The 15819-nt window shown below is 70.5% G+C and carries 16 protein-coding genes and 1 pseudogene; 6 read left to right on the top strand and 11 right to left on the bottom strand.

All coding sequences use genetic code 11. The annotated features are described in order from the left end of the window. Nucleotide 1: 1 nt before the first annotated feature. Entirely contained in the window at nucleotides 2-685 is a 684-nt protein-coding gene (locus IE294_RS02125) for a TetR/AcrR family transcriptional regulator (RefSeq protein WP_189881650.1), read from the bottom strand. 133 nt (nucleotides 686-818) lie between these two features. On the opposite strand from IE294_RS02125, the gene IE294_RS02120 reads away from it, so the two are divergent. Both IE294_RS02120 and IE294_RS47300 read left to right on the top strand, forming a co-directional pair. After that, nucleotides 819-1577, top strand: coding sequence for a glucose 1-dehydrogenase (locus IE294_RS02120; protein ID WP_189881648.1), 759 nt, complete (start codon nucleotides 819-821; stop codon nucleotides 1575-1577). Between the two features lie 595 nt (nucleotides 1578-2172). Next, nucleotides 2173-2460: pseudogene (locus IE294_RS47300) on the top strand (IS630 family transposase); the annotation flags it as partial. A gap of 71 nt (nucleotides 2461-2531) precedes the next feature. Here IE294_RS47300 and IE294_RS02115 read toward each other — a convergent pair. The 9 genes from IE294_RS02115 to IE294_RS02075 all read right to left on the bottom strand — a co-directional run bounded on the left by IE294_RS02115 (nucleotide 2532) and on the right by IE294_RS02075 (nucleotide 10272). Next, nucleotides 2532-2909, bottom strand: coding sequence for a nuclear transport factor 2 family protein (locus tag IE294_RS02115; protein WP_189881647.1), 378 nt, complete (start codon nucleotides 2907-2909; stop codon nucleotides 2532-2534). A gap of 169 nt (nucleotides 2910-3078) precedes the next feature. Beyond that, the gene (locus tag IE294_RS02110; protein ID WP_189814170.1) at nucleotides 3079-4446 is read right to left on the bottom strand and encodes a nucleobase:cation symporter-2 family protein; all 1368 of its coding nucleotides are present in this window, start codon (nucleotides 4444-4446) and stop codon (nucleotides 3079-3081) included. 245 nt (nucleotides 4447-4691) lie between these two features. Further along, complete coding sequence (locus tag IE294_RS02105) at nucleotides 4692-6077, bottom strand: 8-oxoguanine deaminase (RefSeq protein WP_189881644.1); 1386 nt, start codon at nucleotides 6075-6077, stop codon at nucleotides 4692-4694. A gap of 68 nt (nucleotides 6078-6145) precedes the next feature. Beyond that, a complete protein-coding gene (locus IE294_RS02100) occupies nucleotides 6146-7558 on the bottom strand; it encodes a nucleobase:cation symporter-2 family protein (protein ID WP_189881642.1) in 1413 nt (470 codons plus the stop codon). A gap of 63 nt (nucleotides 7559-7621) precedes the next feature. Further along, entirely contained in the window at nucleotides 7622-8545 is a 924-nt protein-coding gene (pucL, locus tag IE294_RS02095) for a factor-independent urate hydroxylase (protein ID WP_189881641.1), read from the bottom strand. A gap of 7 nt (nucleotides 8546-8552) precedes the next feature. Then, nucleotides 8553-8969: a hydroxyisourate hydrolase gene (gene uraH, locus IE294_RS02090; RefSeq protein WP_189881638.1), complete on the bottom strand. Its 417-nt coding sequence runs from the start codon at nucleotides 8967-8969 to the stop codon at nucleotides 8553-8555. 4 nt (nucleotides 8970-8973) lie between these two features. Further along, a complete protein-coding gene (gene uraD / locus IE294_RS02085; protein WP_189881630.1) occupies nucleotides 8974-9486 on the bottom strand; it encodes a 2-oxo-4-hydroxy-4-carboxy-5-ureidoimidazoline decarboxylase in 513 nt (170 codons plus the stop codon). A gap of 151 nt (nucleotides 9487-9637) precedes the next feature. Beyond that, nucleotides 9638-9949 carry a helix-turn-helix domain-containing protein gene (locus IE294_RS02080; RefSeq protein ID WP_189814171.1) on the bottom strand — a complete coding sequence of 104 codons (312 nt, stop codon included), beginning with the start codon at nucleotides 9947-9949 and terminating at the stop codon, nucleotides 9638-9640. A gap of 47 nt (nucleotides 9950-9996) precedes the next feature. Further along, nucleotides 9997-10272 (bottom strand): thiamine-binding protein, encoded by a 276-nt coding sequence (locus tag IE294_RS02075; RefSeq protein WP_189813805.1) that lies wholly within the window; start codon nucleotides 10270-10272, stop codon nucleotides 9997-9999. A gap of 149 nt (nucleotides 10273-10421) precedes the next feature. On the opposite strand from IE294_RS02075, the gene IE294_RS02070 reads away from it, so the two are divergent. The 3 genes from IE294_RS02070 to IE294_RS02060 all read left to right on the top strand — a co-directional run bounded on the left by IE294_RS02070 (nucleotide 10422) and on the right by IE294_RS02060 (nucleotide 13850). Continuing rightward, entirely contained in the window at nucleotides 10422-11270 is an 849-nt protein-coding gene (locus IE294_RS02070) for a TIM barrel protein (RefSeq protein ID WP_189881628.1), read from the top strand. Nucleotides 11271-11298: 28 nt separating this feature from the next. Further along, entirely contained in the window at nucleotides 11299-12186 is an 888-nt protein-coding gene (locus IE294_RS02065) for a 2-hydroxy-3-oxopropionate reductase (protein ID WP_189881625.1), read from the top strand. A gap of 200 nt (nucleotides 12187-12386) precedes the next feature. Beyond that, entirely contained in the window at nucleotides 12387-13850 is a 1464-nt protein-coding gene (locus tag IE294_RS02060; RefSeq protein WP_189881624.1) for a catalase, read from the top strand. 310 nt (nucleotides 13851-14160) lie between these two features. On the opposite strand, the gene IE294_RS02055 is transcribed toward IE294_RS02060, so the two are convergent. Next, nucleotides 14161-15393, bottom strand: coding sequence for a Shedu anti-phage system protein SduA domain-containing protein (locus IE294_RS02055; RefSeq protein ID WP_229916989.1), 1233 nt, complete (start codon nucleotides 15391-15393; stop codon nucleotides 14161-14163). Nucleotides 15394-15471: 78 nt separating this feature from the next. Here IE294_RS02055 and IE294_RS02050 point away from each other — a divergent pair, with 78 nt between their 5' ends. Next, complete coding sequence (locus IE294_RS02050) at nucleotides 15472-15705, top strand: hypothetical protein (protein WP_189881622.1); 234 nt, start codon at nucleotides 15472-15474, stop codon at nucleotides 15703-15705. Nucleotides 15706-15819 lie beyond the last annotated feature (114 nt).

The raw sequence follows: 15819 nt of genomic DNA, 5'->3' as shown, positions 1-15819 counted from the left end.
ATCAGTGAACACCAAGCTCCGCCCTGGCGAGGGTGCCGGCGATAAGGGTTGTCAGCATTTCCTCCAGGGTGGTGGTGAAGTCCATGCGCAGGGCGGCGAGTGAGGGGTCGGCTGCGTAGGCGGCGAGCATGGCGGCGGAGGGCCGGGCGTGGGTCCATACCGCGCCGCTGACCATGAGGGCCTGGGCGCAGAGCTGCTCGGCGTGGTGGCCGAGTTCGGGCAGGTGCCGGCGGGCGAGTACGGCCAGGGCGGCGACGTTGTCGAGGGCCGCTCGTTTGTAGCGGGCGGCGACGTCCGCGGAGACGTTGTGCTCCAGGACGCCCGCCTGGGCGCTGAGCAGGTCGCACAGGACCCGGCGCTGCGCGAGGGAATGGGCCAGGACGGCGGCGAACTGCTGACCGCGCTGGGTCGGCGGGGCGTCGGGGGTGAGCGAGGCGGCGAGCTGCTCGGGAAGGGCGGCGGTCCACTGCCGCCAGTCACGGTCGAGCAGTTCCAGCAGGACGGCTTCGCGGGACTCGAAGTAGCGCAGCACGTTGGACTTCGCCAGGCCCACGCGCCGGCTCAGCTCGTTCAGGCTGAGTGCGCTCACGGACATCTCGTCGAGCATCGCCGCCGCGGTGTCGAGGATCGCCCGGCGCCGGATCTCGCGCTGTTCCTCGCTGCGCGCTCGCTGGAAGGTCGTCATCCCCCCATATTACAGACTGACGGTCTTTTGACATCGAACCGCCGGTCTCTTAATCTGAAGCACAAGAGACCGGCGGTCTTCTAAAGCTGGATCGTCGGCCGTGCTCACCTGTATGTGAAAGAGGTCCCCCGTTATGAGCGTCTCCCGCATCGCCCTGGTCACCGGAGCCACCACCGGCATCGGCAAGGAGACCAGCCTGGCTCTGGCCCGCGCCGGCCACGCCGTCGTCGTCTCCGGCCGCCGCAAGGAAGCGGGCGAAGCCGTCGCCCGCGAGATCCGCGACAACGGCGGCCAAGCCGCCTTCGTCGCCGCCGACGTCGACTCAGAAGAATCCGTCGCCGCCCTGGTCGCGGTCACCGTCGAGCGCTTCGGCCGACTCGACGTCGCGGTCAACAACGCCGGGATCTCCCTCGACGCCGGCCGCATGGCCGACGAGCCCACCAGCCGCTTCCAGCAGATGCTCACCACGAACGTGCTCGGCGTCTTCTGGAGCATGAAGTACCAGATCCAGCAGATGCTGGCCCAGGACAACCCCGGCGGCTCCATCGTCAACCTGGCCTCGATCGCGGGCCTGGGCGGCATACGCTACTCGGCCAACTACTCCGCCACCAAGCACGCCGTGGTCGGCCTGACCAAGTCCGCCGCGCTGGAGTACGCCACCGACGGCATCCGCATCAACGGGGTCGCCCCCGCCGCGATCAAGACCGACATCCTCAACGCCGCCATCGAGGCCGGCACCTGGGACGAAGCCGGCATCGCCGCCCTCCAGCCCGTCGGTCGGATGGGCCGCCCCACCGAGGTCGCAGAAGCCATCACCTGGCTCGCCTCGCCGGCCGCGTCCTTCGTCACCGGAACCATCCTCAACGTCGACGGCGGCTACAAGGCCCAGTAAAGATCCAGCCGCGGCGCAGGGCCGAAAGCCGTCCTGATAAGCGCCTGCGTCATGCGGATTCTGCCCGAGCGGAATGCGTAAACGGCGCTCCTGCAGCGCGCGGACCCGCTCGGCGGTCTCCTGGCGTAGCCGCTTCGCCTCCTCGGCCGTTCCGCGCGGATCCGGTCGGCCTCCGTGACCGCCTCGCGCAGCCGTACGAGGTCGGTCTCGGCCTCCGCGGGCATGCGCGCCACGAGCGGGCTGGACTCGGTCTGACTCAGTTTGCGAGCGGAGTGTTTCTATCAAGTGCTCAAGAAGCGGCAGGCTGCCCTGCCCGACAACGAGACGATCGGGATCATGCCACTCGGTGGAATGCGGATTCGTCTTCGGGTTCTCGAACCCGATCTGCTGATCACCTATCGCGGATACGCGGGGGTGATTGAGGTCGACGGCCCGCAGCACAAGGGCCATGCCGGAATCGACCACAGCCGTACCCGTCAGCTCCTGCATGCCGGGCTCAAGGTTGTCGACCGCCTAAACGTGCAGGAGGTAGGCACCCTGGCGAGGTCGAGAAGTCACGCGCCGGGCGCATGGGAGCCGAAGGGACAAGTGGGGCCGCCGCTGGGCGAAGAAGAACAAGGTCGAGCTGTGCTTCACCCCGGCCTACGCTTCCTGGGCCAACCCGATCGGGGCCCCCTTCGGCCCGCTGCGGCAGTTCACCCTGGCCGACTCACACCGCCGCAGCCACCCCGCGCAGACCCGGGCACTGCACCGCTGCCCGCGCCGGCGCAACGCCAACGCCCGCCACCCCGACGTACGCACCGCCCAACGCAGGGAACGCGCCCGCAGCCGCAGCGAAGAGGGCATCCGCTGGGGCGGGCACCCCCTCGACACCGCGGCCTGACCGACCGCGAACCGCAGCCCCCGAACGCCGAAGGGGCAAGGTCAGGAGAAGGACAGCGACAGAAGGATGGCTCAGGAGGCGAACGGCTCGATCTCCCCCGCGAAGACGATGACCTGGTCGATGAGGCTCCGCCGCAGATGGACGACGTCCGTTCCCGCCAGGCGGGGACCTCCGTCCGGCGTGGTGAAGACCCACTGGTACCGGGCCCACTCGTCAGGCATGTCCACCGCCGAGCAGCGCACCATCGTGCCGGTCCCCGCCGGGTGGCGCCGGATGTCCAGCACGAACCGCTCGACCGCCGCGATTCCTTCGCTGCGACCCAGCGGCCCCCAGAAGACCACGTCTGAGGTCAGAGCCTGGGAGAGCAGGGCAGTCACATAGCTGTCTTCCGAGGCGTTGAACGCGGAGATGAACGTGTCGATCGCGGAGCGTGCAATCTCTTCCTGCATGCCCCAGTAATACCAGCCGTTTCGCGTGCGCTCGCCCCGCATGCCGCCTTCCGATCACGGTGAACCAGACGGCGCGATCGAGCGGGCGGAGTTGCCGGCCGGCCTCTTGGCGTGGCCGGGGGCACGGCGTCGTCGTTTCCCCCGGCCGGTTGAGCCCCGACCGCCGGTCTCAGTGCGCGGCGGCGATCTCCTGGCCCGCCTCCATGGGGTGGGTGACGTCGTGGGCCTCGCGGCCCTTGCCCAGGTGGTTGAAGAGGAGGTTGAGCACCACGGCGGTGACGCAGCCCGTGGAGATGCCCGAGTCCAGGACGATCTTCGCGGTCTCGGGGAACGCGTGGTAGAACTCCGGCGCGGTGATCGGGATGATGCCGACCGCGAGGGACACGGCCACGATCAGGACGTTGTTGTCCCGGTCCAGGCCGGCCCGGACCAGGGTCTGGATGCCGCTCGCGGCGACCGAGCCGAACAGGACGACGCCGGCGCCGCCGAGGACCGGCCGGGGTACGACCGCGATGAGCGAGGCGGCCATCGGGCACAGGCCCATCAGGACCAGGAAGCCACCGCCGGTCGCGACGACGTACCGGCTGCGGATCCTCGTCATCGCGACCAGGCCGATGTTCTGGGCGAAGGCGCTGCACATGAAGCCGTTGAACAGCGGGCTGATCGCGGAGCCGAGGGTGTCGGCGCGCAGGCCGGCCGCGATGGTCTTCTCGTCCGCGGGACGCTCCACGATCTCGCCGAGCGCCAGCATGTCGGCGGTCGACTCGGTCATCGAGACCACCATCACCACGCACAGCGAGAGGATCGCGGCGAGCTGGAACTGCGGGGCGCCGAAGTGGAACGGGGTGGGGAAACCCACCACGTCCGCGTGGGCGACGGGGCTGAAGTCCGTGACGCCGAACGGTATCGCGACGAGCGTGCCCACGATCAGGCCGAGCAGGACGGCGATCTGCTTGACGAAGCCGCGGGTGAAACGGCGCAGCAGCAGGACGATGAGCAGGGTGATACCGGCGAGGGTGAGGTAGGTCGTGGAGCCGTAGTCGTCCGCCCGGGGGTCGGGGCCCTGGGCCCAGCCGAAGGCGACCGGCAGCAGGGACACGCCGATCAGGGTGATGACGGAGCCGGTGACGACGGGCGGGAAGAAGCGGACCGCCTTGCAGAAGACGGGCGCGGCGAGGAAGCCGAGGAGGCCGGCGACGATGACCGCGCCGAAGATGACCGGCAGGGCGTCGGACTTGTCCTTGGTGGAGGCGACGATCGCGGTCATGGGGGCGACACCGGCGAAGGTGACGCCGTTGACGAAGGGCAGCCGGGCGCCGATCTTCCAGAAGCCGAGGGTCTGGAGGAAGGTGGCGAGGCCCGCGGTGAACAGGCAGGCACCGGTGAGGAAGGTCAGGTCGGTCGCGCTCAGGCCAATGGCCGCGCCGACGATGAGCGGCGGGGCGACGACCCCGGCGTACATGGCGGCCACGTGCTGAAGGCCGCTGGTCGCCATTTTCAGGGCGGGGAGTTTCTCGTCTACGGGATGGTCGGCCACGGCGGGTCCTCCGGGCGGGTAACACGTCGTCGTCGACGTGGGTTTCATGGAGGTGGTGCGGGTGGTCGTGCGGGACCTTACGGGGGGTGGCGCGGTGAGCGGGGGCGAGCGGTGTGGGGGTGACCGTCCCCGGGGCGCGTGTGTGCACCCGCCCCGGGGACGGCTGCCGTGGATCCCGCTCGGATCCACGGGTCCCGGCCGGGAGCCGTCCCTCCCGGCCGGAGTCTGTGCGGGCCCGGGCCGGATCAGGCCTGTGCGGTGACGCGGGCCAGGCGCTGGGCCTCCGCGCGGGTGGCGACGGCGATGGCGTCCTCGTCCACGGTGAGCAGGCGGCCGTTCCGGACGATCTGCCGGCCGTTGACGAAGGACGCGGTGACCGGTGCCGCGGCGCCGAGGACCAGCGCGGTCACCGGGTCGGCGATGGAGGCGTGGGCGAGGGTGTCCATCTTCCACAGCACCAGGTCGGCGAGCTTGCCGGGCTCCAGCGAGCCGATCTGCTCCGCGCGGCCGAGGACCTGGGCGCCGCCGTGGGTGCCGAGCCGCAGCGCCTGGCGGGCGTTCAGCGCGGCCTCGCGGTGGGCGCCGAGGCGGTTGATCAGGAGGGCGTTGCGCAGCTCGGTGTGGAGTTCGCCGGACTCGTTGGAGGCGGTGCCGTCGACGCCGAGGCCCACCGGGACGCCCGCCTTGAGCATGTCGGGGACGCGGGCGATGCCGGCCGCGAGGCGGGCGTTGGAGGACGGGCAGTGGGCGACGCCGGTCTTCGTGCGGGCGAACGCGGCGATGTCGGAGTCGGTCATGTGGACGCAGTGCGCCATCCACACGTCCTCACCGAGCCAGCCGGTGGACTCGAAGTAGTCGGTCGGCCCCATGCCGAACAGCTCGTGGCAGAACTTCTCCTCCTCCACCGTCTCCGAGCCGTGGGTGTGCAGCCGTACGCCGAGCCGGCGGGCCAGCTCGGCGCCCTCGCGCATGAGTTCGGTGGAGACGGAGAACGGCGAGCACGGCGCGACCGCCACCTGGGTCATCGCGTCGAAGGAGGTGTCGTGGTGCGTGCGGACGGTCTCCTCGGTGGCGGCGAGGGCGCCTTCCAGCGTCTCGACGGCGAAGTCCGGCGGCAGCCCGCCGTCCTTCTCGCTGCGGTCCATCGAGCCGCGGGCCAGTGTGAAGCGGACGCCCGTCTCGGCGGCGGCCCGGATGATGGAGCCGGACAGGTCGCCGGAGCCGTGCGGGTAGACGTAGTGGTGGTCCATGGCGGTGGTGACACCGCCCCGGGCCATCATGGCGAGCGATCCGCGCGCGGCGGCGTACGTCATCTGCTCGTCGATGCGCGCCCACGTGGGGTAGAGCGCGACCAGCCAGTCGAACAGGTTGTGGTCGGTGGCCAGGCCCCTGGTGATCCACTGGTAGAAGTGGTGGTGGGTGTTGACCAGACCGGGCGTGGCCAGATGGCCGGTCGCGTCGACCCGGCGCACCACGTTCTCCAGACCCTCCGGGGCCTTGCCCGCGCCGACCGACTCGATGCGGTTGCCCGCCAGGACGAGGTGCCCGGAGGCGTACTCCGTGTCGCCCGCGTCCACGGTCGCGATGGCGCAGTTCTCGATGACGATGCGCTCGGCTGCCGATGGTGCCATCGTGCTTCCTTGTCTTTCGGTGGCGGCCCGTGGACGGGGGTGGTCCACGGGAAGGGCACGGCAGGACCCTAGGAGGATTTGAGTGCCGGGGCGGGTTGCCCGCTCCGGGTGCCGAGGTGGTGGAAGAACAGGTTGAGCAGGACCGCGACGAGCGCGCCGGCGCTGATGCCGGAGCCGAGCACGGTCTGCGCCCAGGCCGGGAACCCGGCGTAGAAGGTCGGCGCGGCCAGCGGGATGATGCCGGCGCCGAGGGCCACGGCCACCAGGATGATGTTGGAGCTGTCGTCCAGGCCCGCCTCGGACAGCGTACGGATGCCGCTGACGGCGATCGAGCCGAAGAGGACGATGCCCGCGCCGCCGAGGACCGGCATGGGGACCAGGGAGACGACCGCGCCGAGGACCGGGAAGGCGCCGAGGACCAGCAGGGCGGCACCGGCGACGGCGACGACGTACCGGCTGCGCACCCGGGTGAGGGAGACGACGCCGACGTTCTGGGCGAAGGCGGAGGTGGGGAAGCCGCCGAAGACGGGGCCGAGCAGGGTGGCGATGCCGTCGGTGCGCAGACCGCGGATGATGGTCCGCGGGTCGGCGCGGCGGTCGCAGATCTCGCCGAGGGCGAGCATGCCGGCGCTGGACTCGGTCATCAGGACCAGCATCACGATGCACAGGGAGAGGACGGCCGCGGGCTGGAACTCGGGGGCGCCGAAGGCGAACGGCGTGGGCAGCGCGGCGACGGGCGCGGACTTCAGGCCGCTGAGGTCGGCCATGCCGAAGGGGATCGCGGCGAGGGTGCCGATGAGCAGCCCGAACAGCAGCGCGATCTGCCGGACGAAGCCCCTGCCGAAACGCTGGATGAGCAGGATGACGGCGAGGGTGAACCCGGCGAGCGCGAGGTGCCGCATGGCGCCGAAGTCGGCGGCGGTCTTGTCGCCGCCCTGTGCCCAGCCGACCGGTACGGGCATCAGCGTGACGCCGATCAGGGTGATGACGACGCCGGTGACCAGGGGCGGGAAGAAGCGGAGCAGCCGGCCGAAGAACGGGCCGAGGGCCAGGCAGAAGGCGCCGGCGACCATCACCGCCCCGTAGATCGCGGGGAGTTGGTGGCCCTTTCCGTTGGTTTCGGCGATCGCGAGGATCGGGGCGATGCCGGCGGAGGAGGCGGCGTTGACGAAGGGCAGCCGGTTGCCGACGAGGCCCTTGACGCCGAGGGTTTGCAGGACGGTCGCGACGCCCGCGATGAGCAGGCTCGCGGCGATCAGCCGGGTGCGGGCCGCGATGTCGAGTCCGCAGGCCTGGCCGATGATGAGCGGAGGAGTGACAACGCCCGCGTACATCGCGGCGATGTGCTGGAGCGCGGCGGGGACGAGCCGCGAGAGGTGGAGCTTCTCGTCCACCGGGTGCACGGACGTGACGGCGTCCTCGGTGTGCTCCGGCGGGGTGGGACAGGGGGCTGTGGCGGGCCCCTTCGCAGGCTGTGCCATTTCGTTCCCTCCGGTGTGGCGGGCCCCCGGCCCGGTGGCGGGGCCGGGGGCGCGCGTCCCGCGTCAGAGGTTGGTCATGTCGACCGGGATACGGGCCTCACAGCCGTCCCGCAGGATGGTGGCCTCGATGAGGCCGTAGGGGCGGTCGGCGGCGAAGTAGACCTCGTTGCCGTTCTTCAGTCCGAACGGCTCCAGGTCCACCAGGAAGTGGTGCTTGTTCGGCAGCGAGAAGCGGACCTCGTCGATCTCGCCGCGGTTGTTGATGATGCGCGCGCCCATCTGGTACAGCGTCTGCTGGAGGGAGAGGGAGTACGTCTCGGCGAAGGCCTGGAGCATGTGCTTCTTCGTCTGCTCGTAGGACTTCTCCCAGTGGGGCATCTTCTGCTCGTCGTCGGTCCAGTTGAACCGCCAGCGGCCGGAGACCTCGGTGGCCAGGATGCGGTCGTACGCCTCCTGGAGGGTGGTGTACTTGTCCTTGACGTAGCCCCAGAACTCGGAGTTGGTCGAGTTCATCACGACCAGGTCCTTCAGGCCGGAGATGACCTCCCACCGCTCGCCGTCGTAGGTGATCTGGGTGAGGCGGGTCTCCTGGCCCCTGCGGACGAAGGAGTGCTTGACCTCGTCGGCGCCGATGAACCTGGAGTTGGCGTCGGAGGTCTCGATCCGCTCCCAGGCGTACTCCTCGATCCGGATCCGGGCGCGGTGGATCGGCTCCTGGCTGGTGACGAAGTGCCGGGCGAGGTGGATGCCGAACTGCTCGGCGGACTCGATGCCGTGCTCCTTGGCGAACGCGAACACCGTGTTCTTGGTGGTGTCGGTCGGCAGGACGTTGGCGTTGGAGCCGGAGTAGTGGACCTCGTCCATGTCGCCGCTCAGTGCGACGGAGACGTTGAGGTCCTTGATGTGGTGGGTGGCGCCGTCCCGCGTGATCTTGACGACTCGGTTCTCGGCCTTGCCGTACTGGTTCTGTCCCAGGATCGTGGGCATGTGTCTGCTAGCTCCCTCGGTAAACGGAGTAGCCGAACGGGTTGAGCAGCAGCGGTACGTGGTAGTGCTCGCCCGGTACGACGGCGAACGTGATCGCCACCTCCGGGAAGAACACGGACGACGCACCGCTGTCCCGGTTCGCGGGGGCGTCCTGCTGCGCATCGGCTTGCTTCTTCGCGAAGTACGGCTCCACCTCGAAGTCGAGCCGTACGTGGGTGGTCCCCTCCGGCAGGGCCGGCAGGTCCTTGCACCGGCCGTCGGCGTCGGTCGCGGAGCCGCCGAGCGCCTGCCAGTCCCCTCCCTGCCCGTAAGGGGCGCCCTGGCCGCTGCGGGCGAAGAGGCGGACGGCGACGCCCTCGGCGGGGCGGCCGATCGAGGTGTCCAGGATGTGCGTGGACACGGAGGCGGTGGTGCTGGTGCTCATGGTGTCAGGCGTCCTCTTCGACGAGTCGGGCCAGTCGGATGCGGTTGATCTTGCCCAGCTCGGTGCGGACGATCTCCCGCTCCTGCTCCGGCGCGTTCCCGATCCGCTCCTCGACCGCGTCCCGCATCTGCTCGCCGGTCCGGCCGGTGGCGCAGATGAGGAAGACATGGCCGAACTTCTCCTGGTAGGCCAGGTTGAGTTCGAGCATCTCCGCCTTGAGCTCGTCGGAGGCGCCGGCCATGCCGCGCTGTTCGCGGGCGGAGGCCGGGTCGCCGGGCTTGGGCCGCCCGATCGGCGGGTGCCCGGCCATCGCCTCCTCAAGGTCCGCGGTGGTCAGCTCGGCCATGGCGGCGTCGCTGGCGGCGTACAGGTCCTCCGGCGTGGCGTAGGGGCGGGTGGCGAGCAGTCGCCGGGCCCACTCGGTGGAGGCGCACGCCTCGTGGAGGGCGGCGAGGGCCGCGCGCTCCTCCAGATCGTTGAACCGGGCCAGGCCCGGGGGCGTGGAAGTCGACGTCACGGGAGCCTCCGTGGCCGCGTTGGGCCGTCGTGCTGATCGGGCTGCCGATAGCTAACGCCCTCGGAAACATCACGTCAACACTTTGTTGAAAATTCCGCGTAACAAGCCGGGACGGGCCCGGACGGCACCACGACCCCCGCTTCCGGCCCGGTCAGGAACCCTTTTCCCGGTTCAGGTAGTTGTAGACCGTGAACCGGCTGACGCCGAGCGCGCTCGCCACGGTCTCCACGCCGTGCCGCACGGCGAACGCGCCGCGCGCCTCCAGGCTGCGTACGAGTTCCTGCTTGGCCTTGCGGTCCAGGTCGGCCAGCGGCCGGCCCTGCCTGCGCTCCATGGCGGCGAGGATGTGGTCCAGGGAGTCGGCGAGCTGGGGCAGGCGTACGGCGACGACGTCGACGCCCTCCCAGGCGAGCACGACGTCCTCGGGGCCGGCCTCGTCGGGCGGGAGCATCTCCCCGCCCATGGCGTCGACCAGTGGCTTCACGGCCGCGATGAACGGCTCGTCCCCGGTCACCTGCCGCCCTCCGCGGTCCCGTCGCCGTGCACGTCGTCGATCACGTTGACCTGGAGCGAGACCCGGGTGGCGCCGGCCTCCAGGGACTTGCGCAGCAGCGCGTCCACCGCGGTGAGCACGCGATCGGCGGCGCCCTCGGCCGTGTTGCCGAACGGGCCGACGTCGACGGCGTCCAGCCCGGCCGTCTCGATGACCTCCCGCGCCACCAGGGCGTGCGCGGGCGCCTCGTCCAGATCGAAGGGTTCGGTCGTGAACTCCACTCTCAATCGCACGCGCTCAACCTAACGCCCGGCGCGGATTTTCGGGCGGCCGGCGACCGGCCCCCCTTGACAAGCTCCGACACCCACCGGCAATCTTCCATTACGTAGAAACAAACTTCCGTAATACGGAATCTCGACCCACGGAAGGGAGCGCGGCCCGAATGCCAGGTTTCGAGTGGAGCACCGCCGCAGACCAGCGCTTCAACGTCAACCTGTCGATCCTCTTCACGGAACTCCCGCTCCTGGAGCGTCCCGCGGCCGCCGCCGCGGCGGGCTTCTCCGCGGTCGAGCTGTGGTGGCCCTGGATCGACTCCCCCACCCCCGCCCGGTCCGAACTGGACGCCCTGAAGAAGGCGATCGAGGACGCGGGAGTCCGGCTCACGGGCCTGAACTTCTACGCCGGACGGCTGCCGGGCCCGGACCGCGGCGCCCTGTCGATCCCCGGCGAGGAGTCGGAGAGGTTCCGCGCCAACATCGACGTCGCCGCCGGCTTCGCGGCCTCCCTCGACTGCACGGCGCTCAACGCGCTGTACGGCAACCGCGTCGAGGGCGTGGCCCCGGCCGAGCAGGACACACTCGCCCTGGAGAACCTGACCCTCGCGGCCCGGGCGGCCGACCGGATCGGCGCGATCCTGCTGATCGAGGCCCTCAACGAGCCCGAGTCGCCGCTGTACCCGCTGGTGAGCGCGCCCGCCGCCATCGCGGTCGTGGACCAGGTCAACGAGGCGACGGGCCTCGGGAACGCGAAGTTCCTGATGGACCTGTACCACCTGTCCATGAACGGCGAGGACCTGCCCGAGGTCATCGACCGGTACGCCGCGAAGACCGGCCACGTGCAGATCGCCGACAATCCGGGCCGCGGCGCCCCGGGCACGGGCTCGCTGCCGCTGGAGGACCTCCTCGGCCGGCTGAGGAAGGCCGGTTACGACGGCTGGGTCGGCCTGGAGTACAAGCCGGGCGACCGCCCGAGCGCCGAGGCCTTCGACTGGCTGCCCCGCGCGGCCCGCTGACCACCCCGCACTGAGAAAGGCACCCCCGATGAGTCTTCCCAAGATCGCCTGGATCGGCCTCGGCATCATGGGCTCCCCCATGTCCGAGAACCTGATCAAAGCGGGTTACGACGTCACCGGCTACACCCTGGAGCGGGAGAAGCTGGACCGGCTGGCCGCCGCCGGCGGTACGGCCGCCGCCTCCATCGCCGAGGCCGTGCGGGACGCCGACGTGGTGATCACCATGGTGCCCGCCTCCCCGCAGGTCGAGGCCATCGCCTACGGCCCGGACGGCGTCCTGGAGAACGCCAGGCCGGGCACCCTGCTGATCGACATGTCCTCGATCACCCCGCAGACCTCCGTCGACCTCGCGAAGAACGCGGAGGAGAAGGGCATCCGCGTCCTGGACGCGCCCGTCTCCGGCGGTGAGGCCGGCGCCGTCGAGGCCGTACTGTCGATCATGGTCGGCGGCGAGCAGGCCGACTTCGACCGGGCCAGGCCGGTCTTCGAGGCGCTCGGCAAGACCATCGTGCTGTGCGGTCCGCACGGCTCCGGCCAGACCGTGAAGGCCGCCAACCAGCTGATCGTCGCCGTCAACATCCAGGCGTGCGCGGAGGCCGTGGTCTTCCTGGAGAAGTCGGGCGTGGACCTGAAGGCCGCGCTGGACGTGCTGGGCGGCGGCCTCGCCGGCTCGACCGTGCTGGCGCGCAAGAAGGACAACTTCCTGAACCGCGACTTCCAGCCGGGCTTCCGCATCGACCTGCACCACAAGGACATGGGCATCGTCACCGACGCCGCCCGCACCGTCGGCGCGGCGCTGCCGGTCGGCGCCGTGGTCGCCCAGCTGGTCGCGTCGCTGCGCGCCCAGGGTGACGGCGGCCTGGACCACTCGGCCCTGCTGCGGGCCGTGGAGCGCCTGTCCGGCACCCAGGTCTGACGGCCCCTCACAGACTTCCGGGCCGTGGTGCCGCCGACACCTGTCCTGTCGCGCCCAGGCGGCGCCGCGGCCCGGAACCACCTTCACCCCGGCGCCCGGCACCGATTCAGTTCAACAAACTGTTGACGCTCAGATCGCCCACTCCTAGGCTCCACGAAGCGGAAACAGGTTTCCGCTGACACCCGCACGGAAGGTCCACGATGTCGCAGCGCGTGCTCACCACCGAGTCCGGCGCCCCGGTCGCCGACAACCAGAACTCCGCCTCCGCCGGCATCGGCGGCCCGCTCCTGATCCAGGACCAGCACCTCCTGGAGAAGCTCGCGCGCTTCAACCGCGAGCGGATCCCGGAGCGTGTGGTGCACGCCCGTGGCTCCGGCGCGTACGGCCACTTCGAGGTGACGGACGACGTCACCGGCTACACCCACGCCGCCTTCCTCGGCGAGATCGGCAAGCGCACCGAGGTGTTCGTGCGCTTCTCGACCGTGGCCGACTCGCTCGGCGGCGCGGACGCCGTCCGCGACCCGCGCGGTTTCGCGGTGAAGTTCTACACCGAGGAGGGCAACTACGACCTCGTCGGCAACAACACCCCCGTCTTCTTCGTCAAGGACCCGGTCAAGTTCCCCGACTTCATCCACTCGCAGAAGCGGGACCCGTTCACGGGCAGGCAGGAGCCGGACAACGTCTGGGACTTCTGGGCACACTCCCCCGAGGCGACGCACCAGGTCACCTGGCTGATGGGCGACCGCGGCATCCCGGCGTCGTACCGGCACATGAACGGCTACGGCTCGCACACCTACCAGTGGACGAGCGCCGAGGGCGAGGCCTTCTTCGTCAAGTACCACTTCAAGACGAACCAGGGCATCCGCTGCCTGTCCGCCGAGCAGGCGCAGGAACTGGCCGGCAAGGACCCCGCCTCCCACCAGACCGACCTGCTCCAGGCGATCGAGCGGGGCGTGCACCCGTCCTGGACGCTGTACGTGCAGATCATGCCGGCGGCCGAGGCGGCGGACTACCGCTTCAACCCGTTCGACCTCACCAAGGTGTGGCCGCACAAGGACTACCCGCTCCAGCGGGTGGGCCGCCTGGTCCTCGACCGCAACCCGGACAACGTGTTCGCCGAGGTGGAGCAGGCCGCGTTCGCCCCGAACAACTTCGTGCCCGGCATCGGCCCGTCCCCGGACAAGATGCTCCAGGGCCGCCTGTTCGCCTACGCCGACGCCCACCGCTACCGCCTCGGCGTCAACCACACCCTGCTCCCCGTGAACACCCCGAAGGCGGTCCCCGGCGGCGCGCGGAACTACGGCCGGGACGGCTTCATGGCGCTCAACGCGCAGGGCCGCCACGCCAAGAACTACGAGCCGAACTCCTACGACGGCCCGGTCGAGACCGGCCGCCCCCTCTCGGCCCCCCTGGCGGTCTCGGGCCACACGGGCACCCACGAGGCGCCCCTGCACACCAAGGACGACGACTTCTTCCAGGCGGGCGAGCTGTACCGCCTGATGTCGCCGGAGGAGAGGTCCCGCCTGGTCGCGAACATCGCCGGCGGCCTCTCGCAGGTCTCCCGCGACGATGTGATCGAGAAGAACCTGGCCCACTTCCACGCCGCCGACCCCGAGTACGGCAAGCGCGTGGAGGAGGCGGTCCACGCCCTGCGCGAGGACTGAGCACCGGGAACCCGCAAGCTGCGTACGGCATCTGACGGAAGGTCATGATGTCCGCACGCGGCCCGCGCGGCACGCCGGACGGCCCGGATGAGGGGTGGCCGCCGGGCGGAGCGCGCGGGCAGGGCGAGGACCGCGGTGGCCTGCGAGCCAGTGCGGTGGTGAAGGGCCCGCGTCCCCTTCTCGACCAGAGGGAAGGGCACCCGGTTCCGTCGCATCCACCGTGGTCCCACCCGGCCCCTCGCGAGGGGCCCACCCACCCCGTCCGGCGGCGCGAACGACCTGTCGCGCCCAGCCTCGCGCCGTCGGACGGCTACCAAGCGCTCCCGGCACCGGGGTCACGTCCCCCGGCGAGGGAGCGTTCGGCGTTGTCCAGCAGTTCTTTGTAGGTGAGCACCTCGACCCGGGTGACGTGCGAGTTGAAGGTCCGCAAGGCCTCGTTGACCTCGCGTTCCGGTACGTCGGGGTGCAGACCGGGATGACCGACGAGCACCAGCGCGCCGGCTCGCCGGGTCTCGATGCCGAACTCGTCACGGATGCGGGTGCGGTGCTCATCCAGTCCGACCAGGTAGTTGACGGCCTGACCGACGGCCTCGTGGACCTGCGCCGCCGGCACCCAGGCGTTGCGCTGGCGTTTGACCAGCGGGGGCTTGAGGCTCATGGCCCGCTTGAGCTCGACGATGTACAGCGCCCCGTCACCACGTACGAGCGGGATGTCCACCTCGTCCCCGGGCACCAGCCGGCGCCGCGCGGCCTCGCCGACGAACCGGCCACCGAAGATCCAGTGGTTGCCTTCGAGGGCGCGCTGGAGATCCGCCTCGGTAGCCGCACGGTCCTCCACGACAGCCCGCAGCGCCTTCAGCCGCTCGGCGCGACGCCGCAGCTCGGCGGCCCGCAGGACGAGCTGTCCCGCACGGTCGGCGGCGAGCAGGGAGATGGCCTGCGGAGAGCCGACGATCCCGCGGGCCGACTCCGCCGGGTCCGCGACGTCGATCCGGTCACTCCTCATCAGCCGCTCCAGCCACAGCGAGATCTCGGCCGCCCCGCGGGGGATCACATAGCGCCCCGGGTGTTCGTCGGGGGCCCGCAGGAACGCGGCGTCCTCCCCCTGGGCCCGGAAATGGTCCAGCGTCTCCTCGGCGCTCGCACCGGGATGATCCCTCAGGTAGGCCTCGCCCGCGGCGACCATCCACTGGTGCATCGCCCGCAGGCTGCTCGCCGCGAAGTCACGGGACTGTTCCCTGCGTACCCCGTCCTGGAAGATCCGGTACCGCTCCTGGAAGTCCTGTTGCAGGATGCGGCCCTCCGCGTAGTCCAGCGAGTCCTGCAAGAGCCGGACGACGTGCCACTCCCCCGCCTCCGCCGCCGTTGCCCGGGCGGCCTCCATGAGCCTGACGAGTTCCCTGCCCTGTCTGCGTCTGCCGCGGCTGCCGCTGCCCATGTAGGTGAAGACCGCGTCCACCGCCGACCGCACGGCCTCGCCGGCGGCCACCCCACGCACCTGCCCGAGCTGCCGCTCCAGCACCATGTCACTTCGCACGCTCATGGACGGCAGTGTGGATGCCGCCACTGACAGTCGCCGTCCCGGCGTGCAGATCCGCTTCCCGCGCCGCAGGCTGAAGGCATGGCCAATCCGACCCACTACCCGCACATCGTGGTCCACCCCCCGGCCCTGGACGGTTCCCGGCGGGTGACCGAGGGGGACGTGACGCTGGGGATCGCCTCGCATCTCGACGACGTCGTGGAGATCCTGCGGCTGGCCGATCTGGACCCGATCGAGGTGGAGCAGAGCGACCTGATCGAATGGCAGGGCGGCGGCCCGGACGACTGGCCGGGGCTGTCGGAGCACGCGTGGTGACGGCGGCGCGTACGGCAGCGGTCGTAGACCGGGTGCGCAACCCTCAAATCAACCTCTGAAGACCTCGGCGGAGGCTTCAACCACCCCGGTGCCAGGGCACATTAACGGCACACG

This window comes from Streptomyces canarius, assembly GCF_014650735.1.
Classification (GTDB): domain Bacteria; phylum Actinomycetota; class Actinomycetes; order Streptomycetales; family Streptomycetaceae; genus Streptomyces; species Streptomyces olivaceoviridis.
Note: the sequence above shows the minus strand (reverse complement) of the source record. Positions and strands in the feature narration are given on the sequence as shown.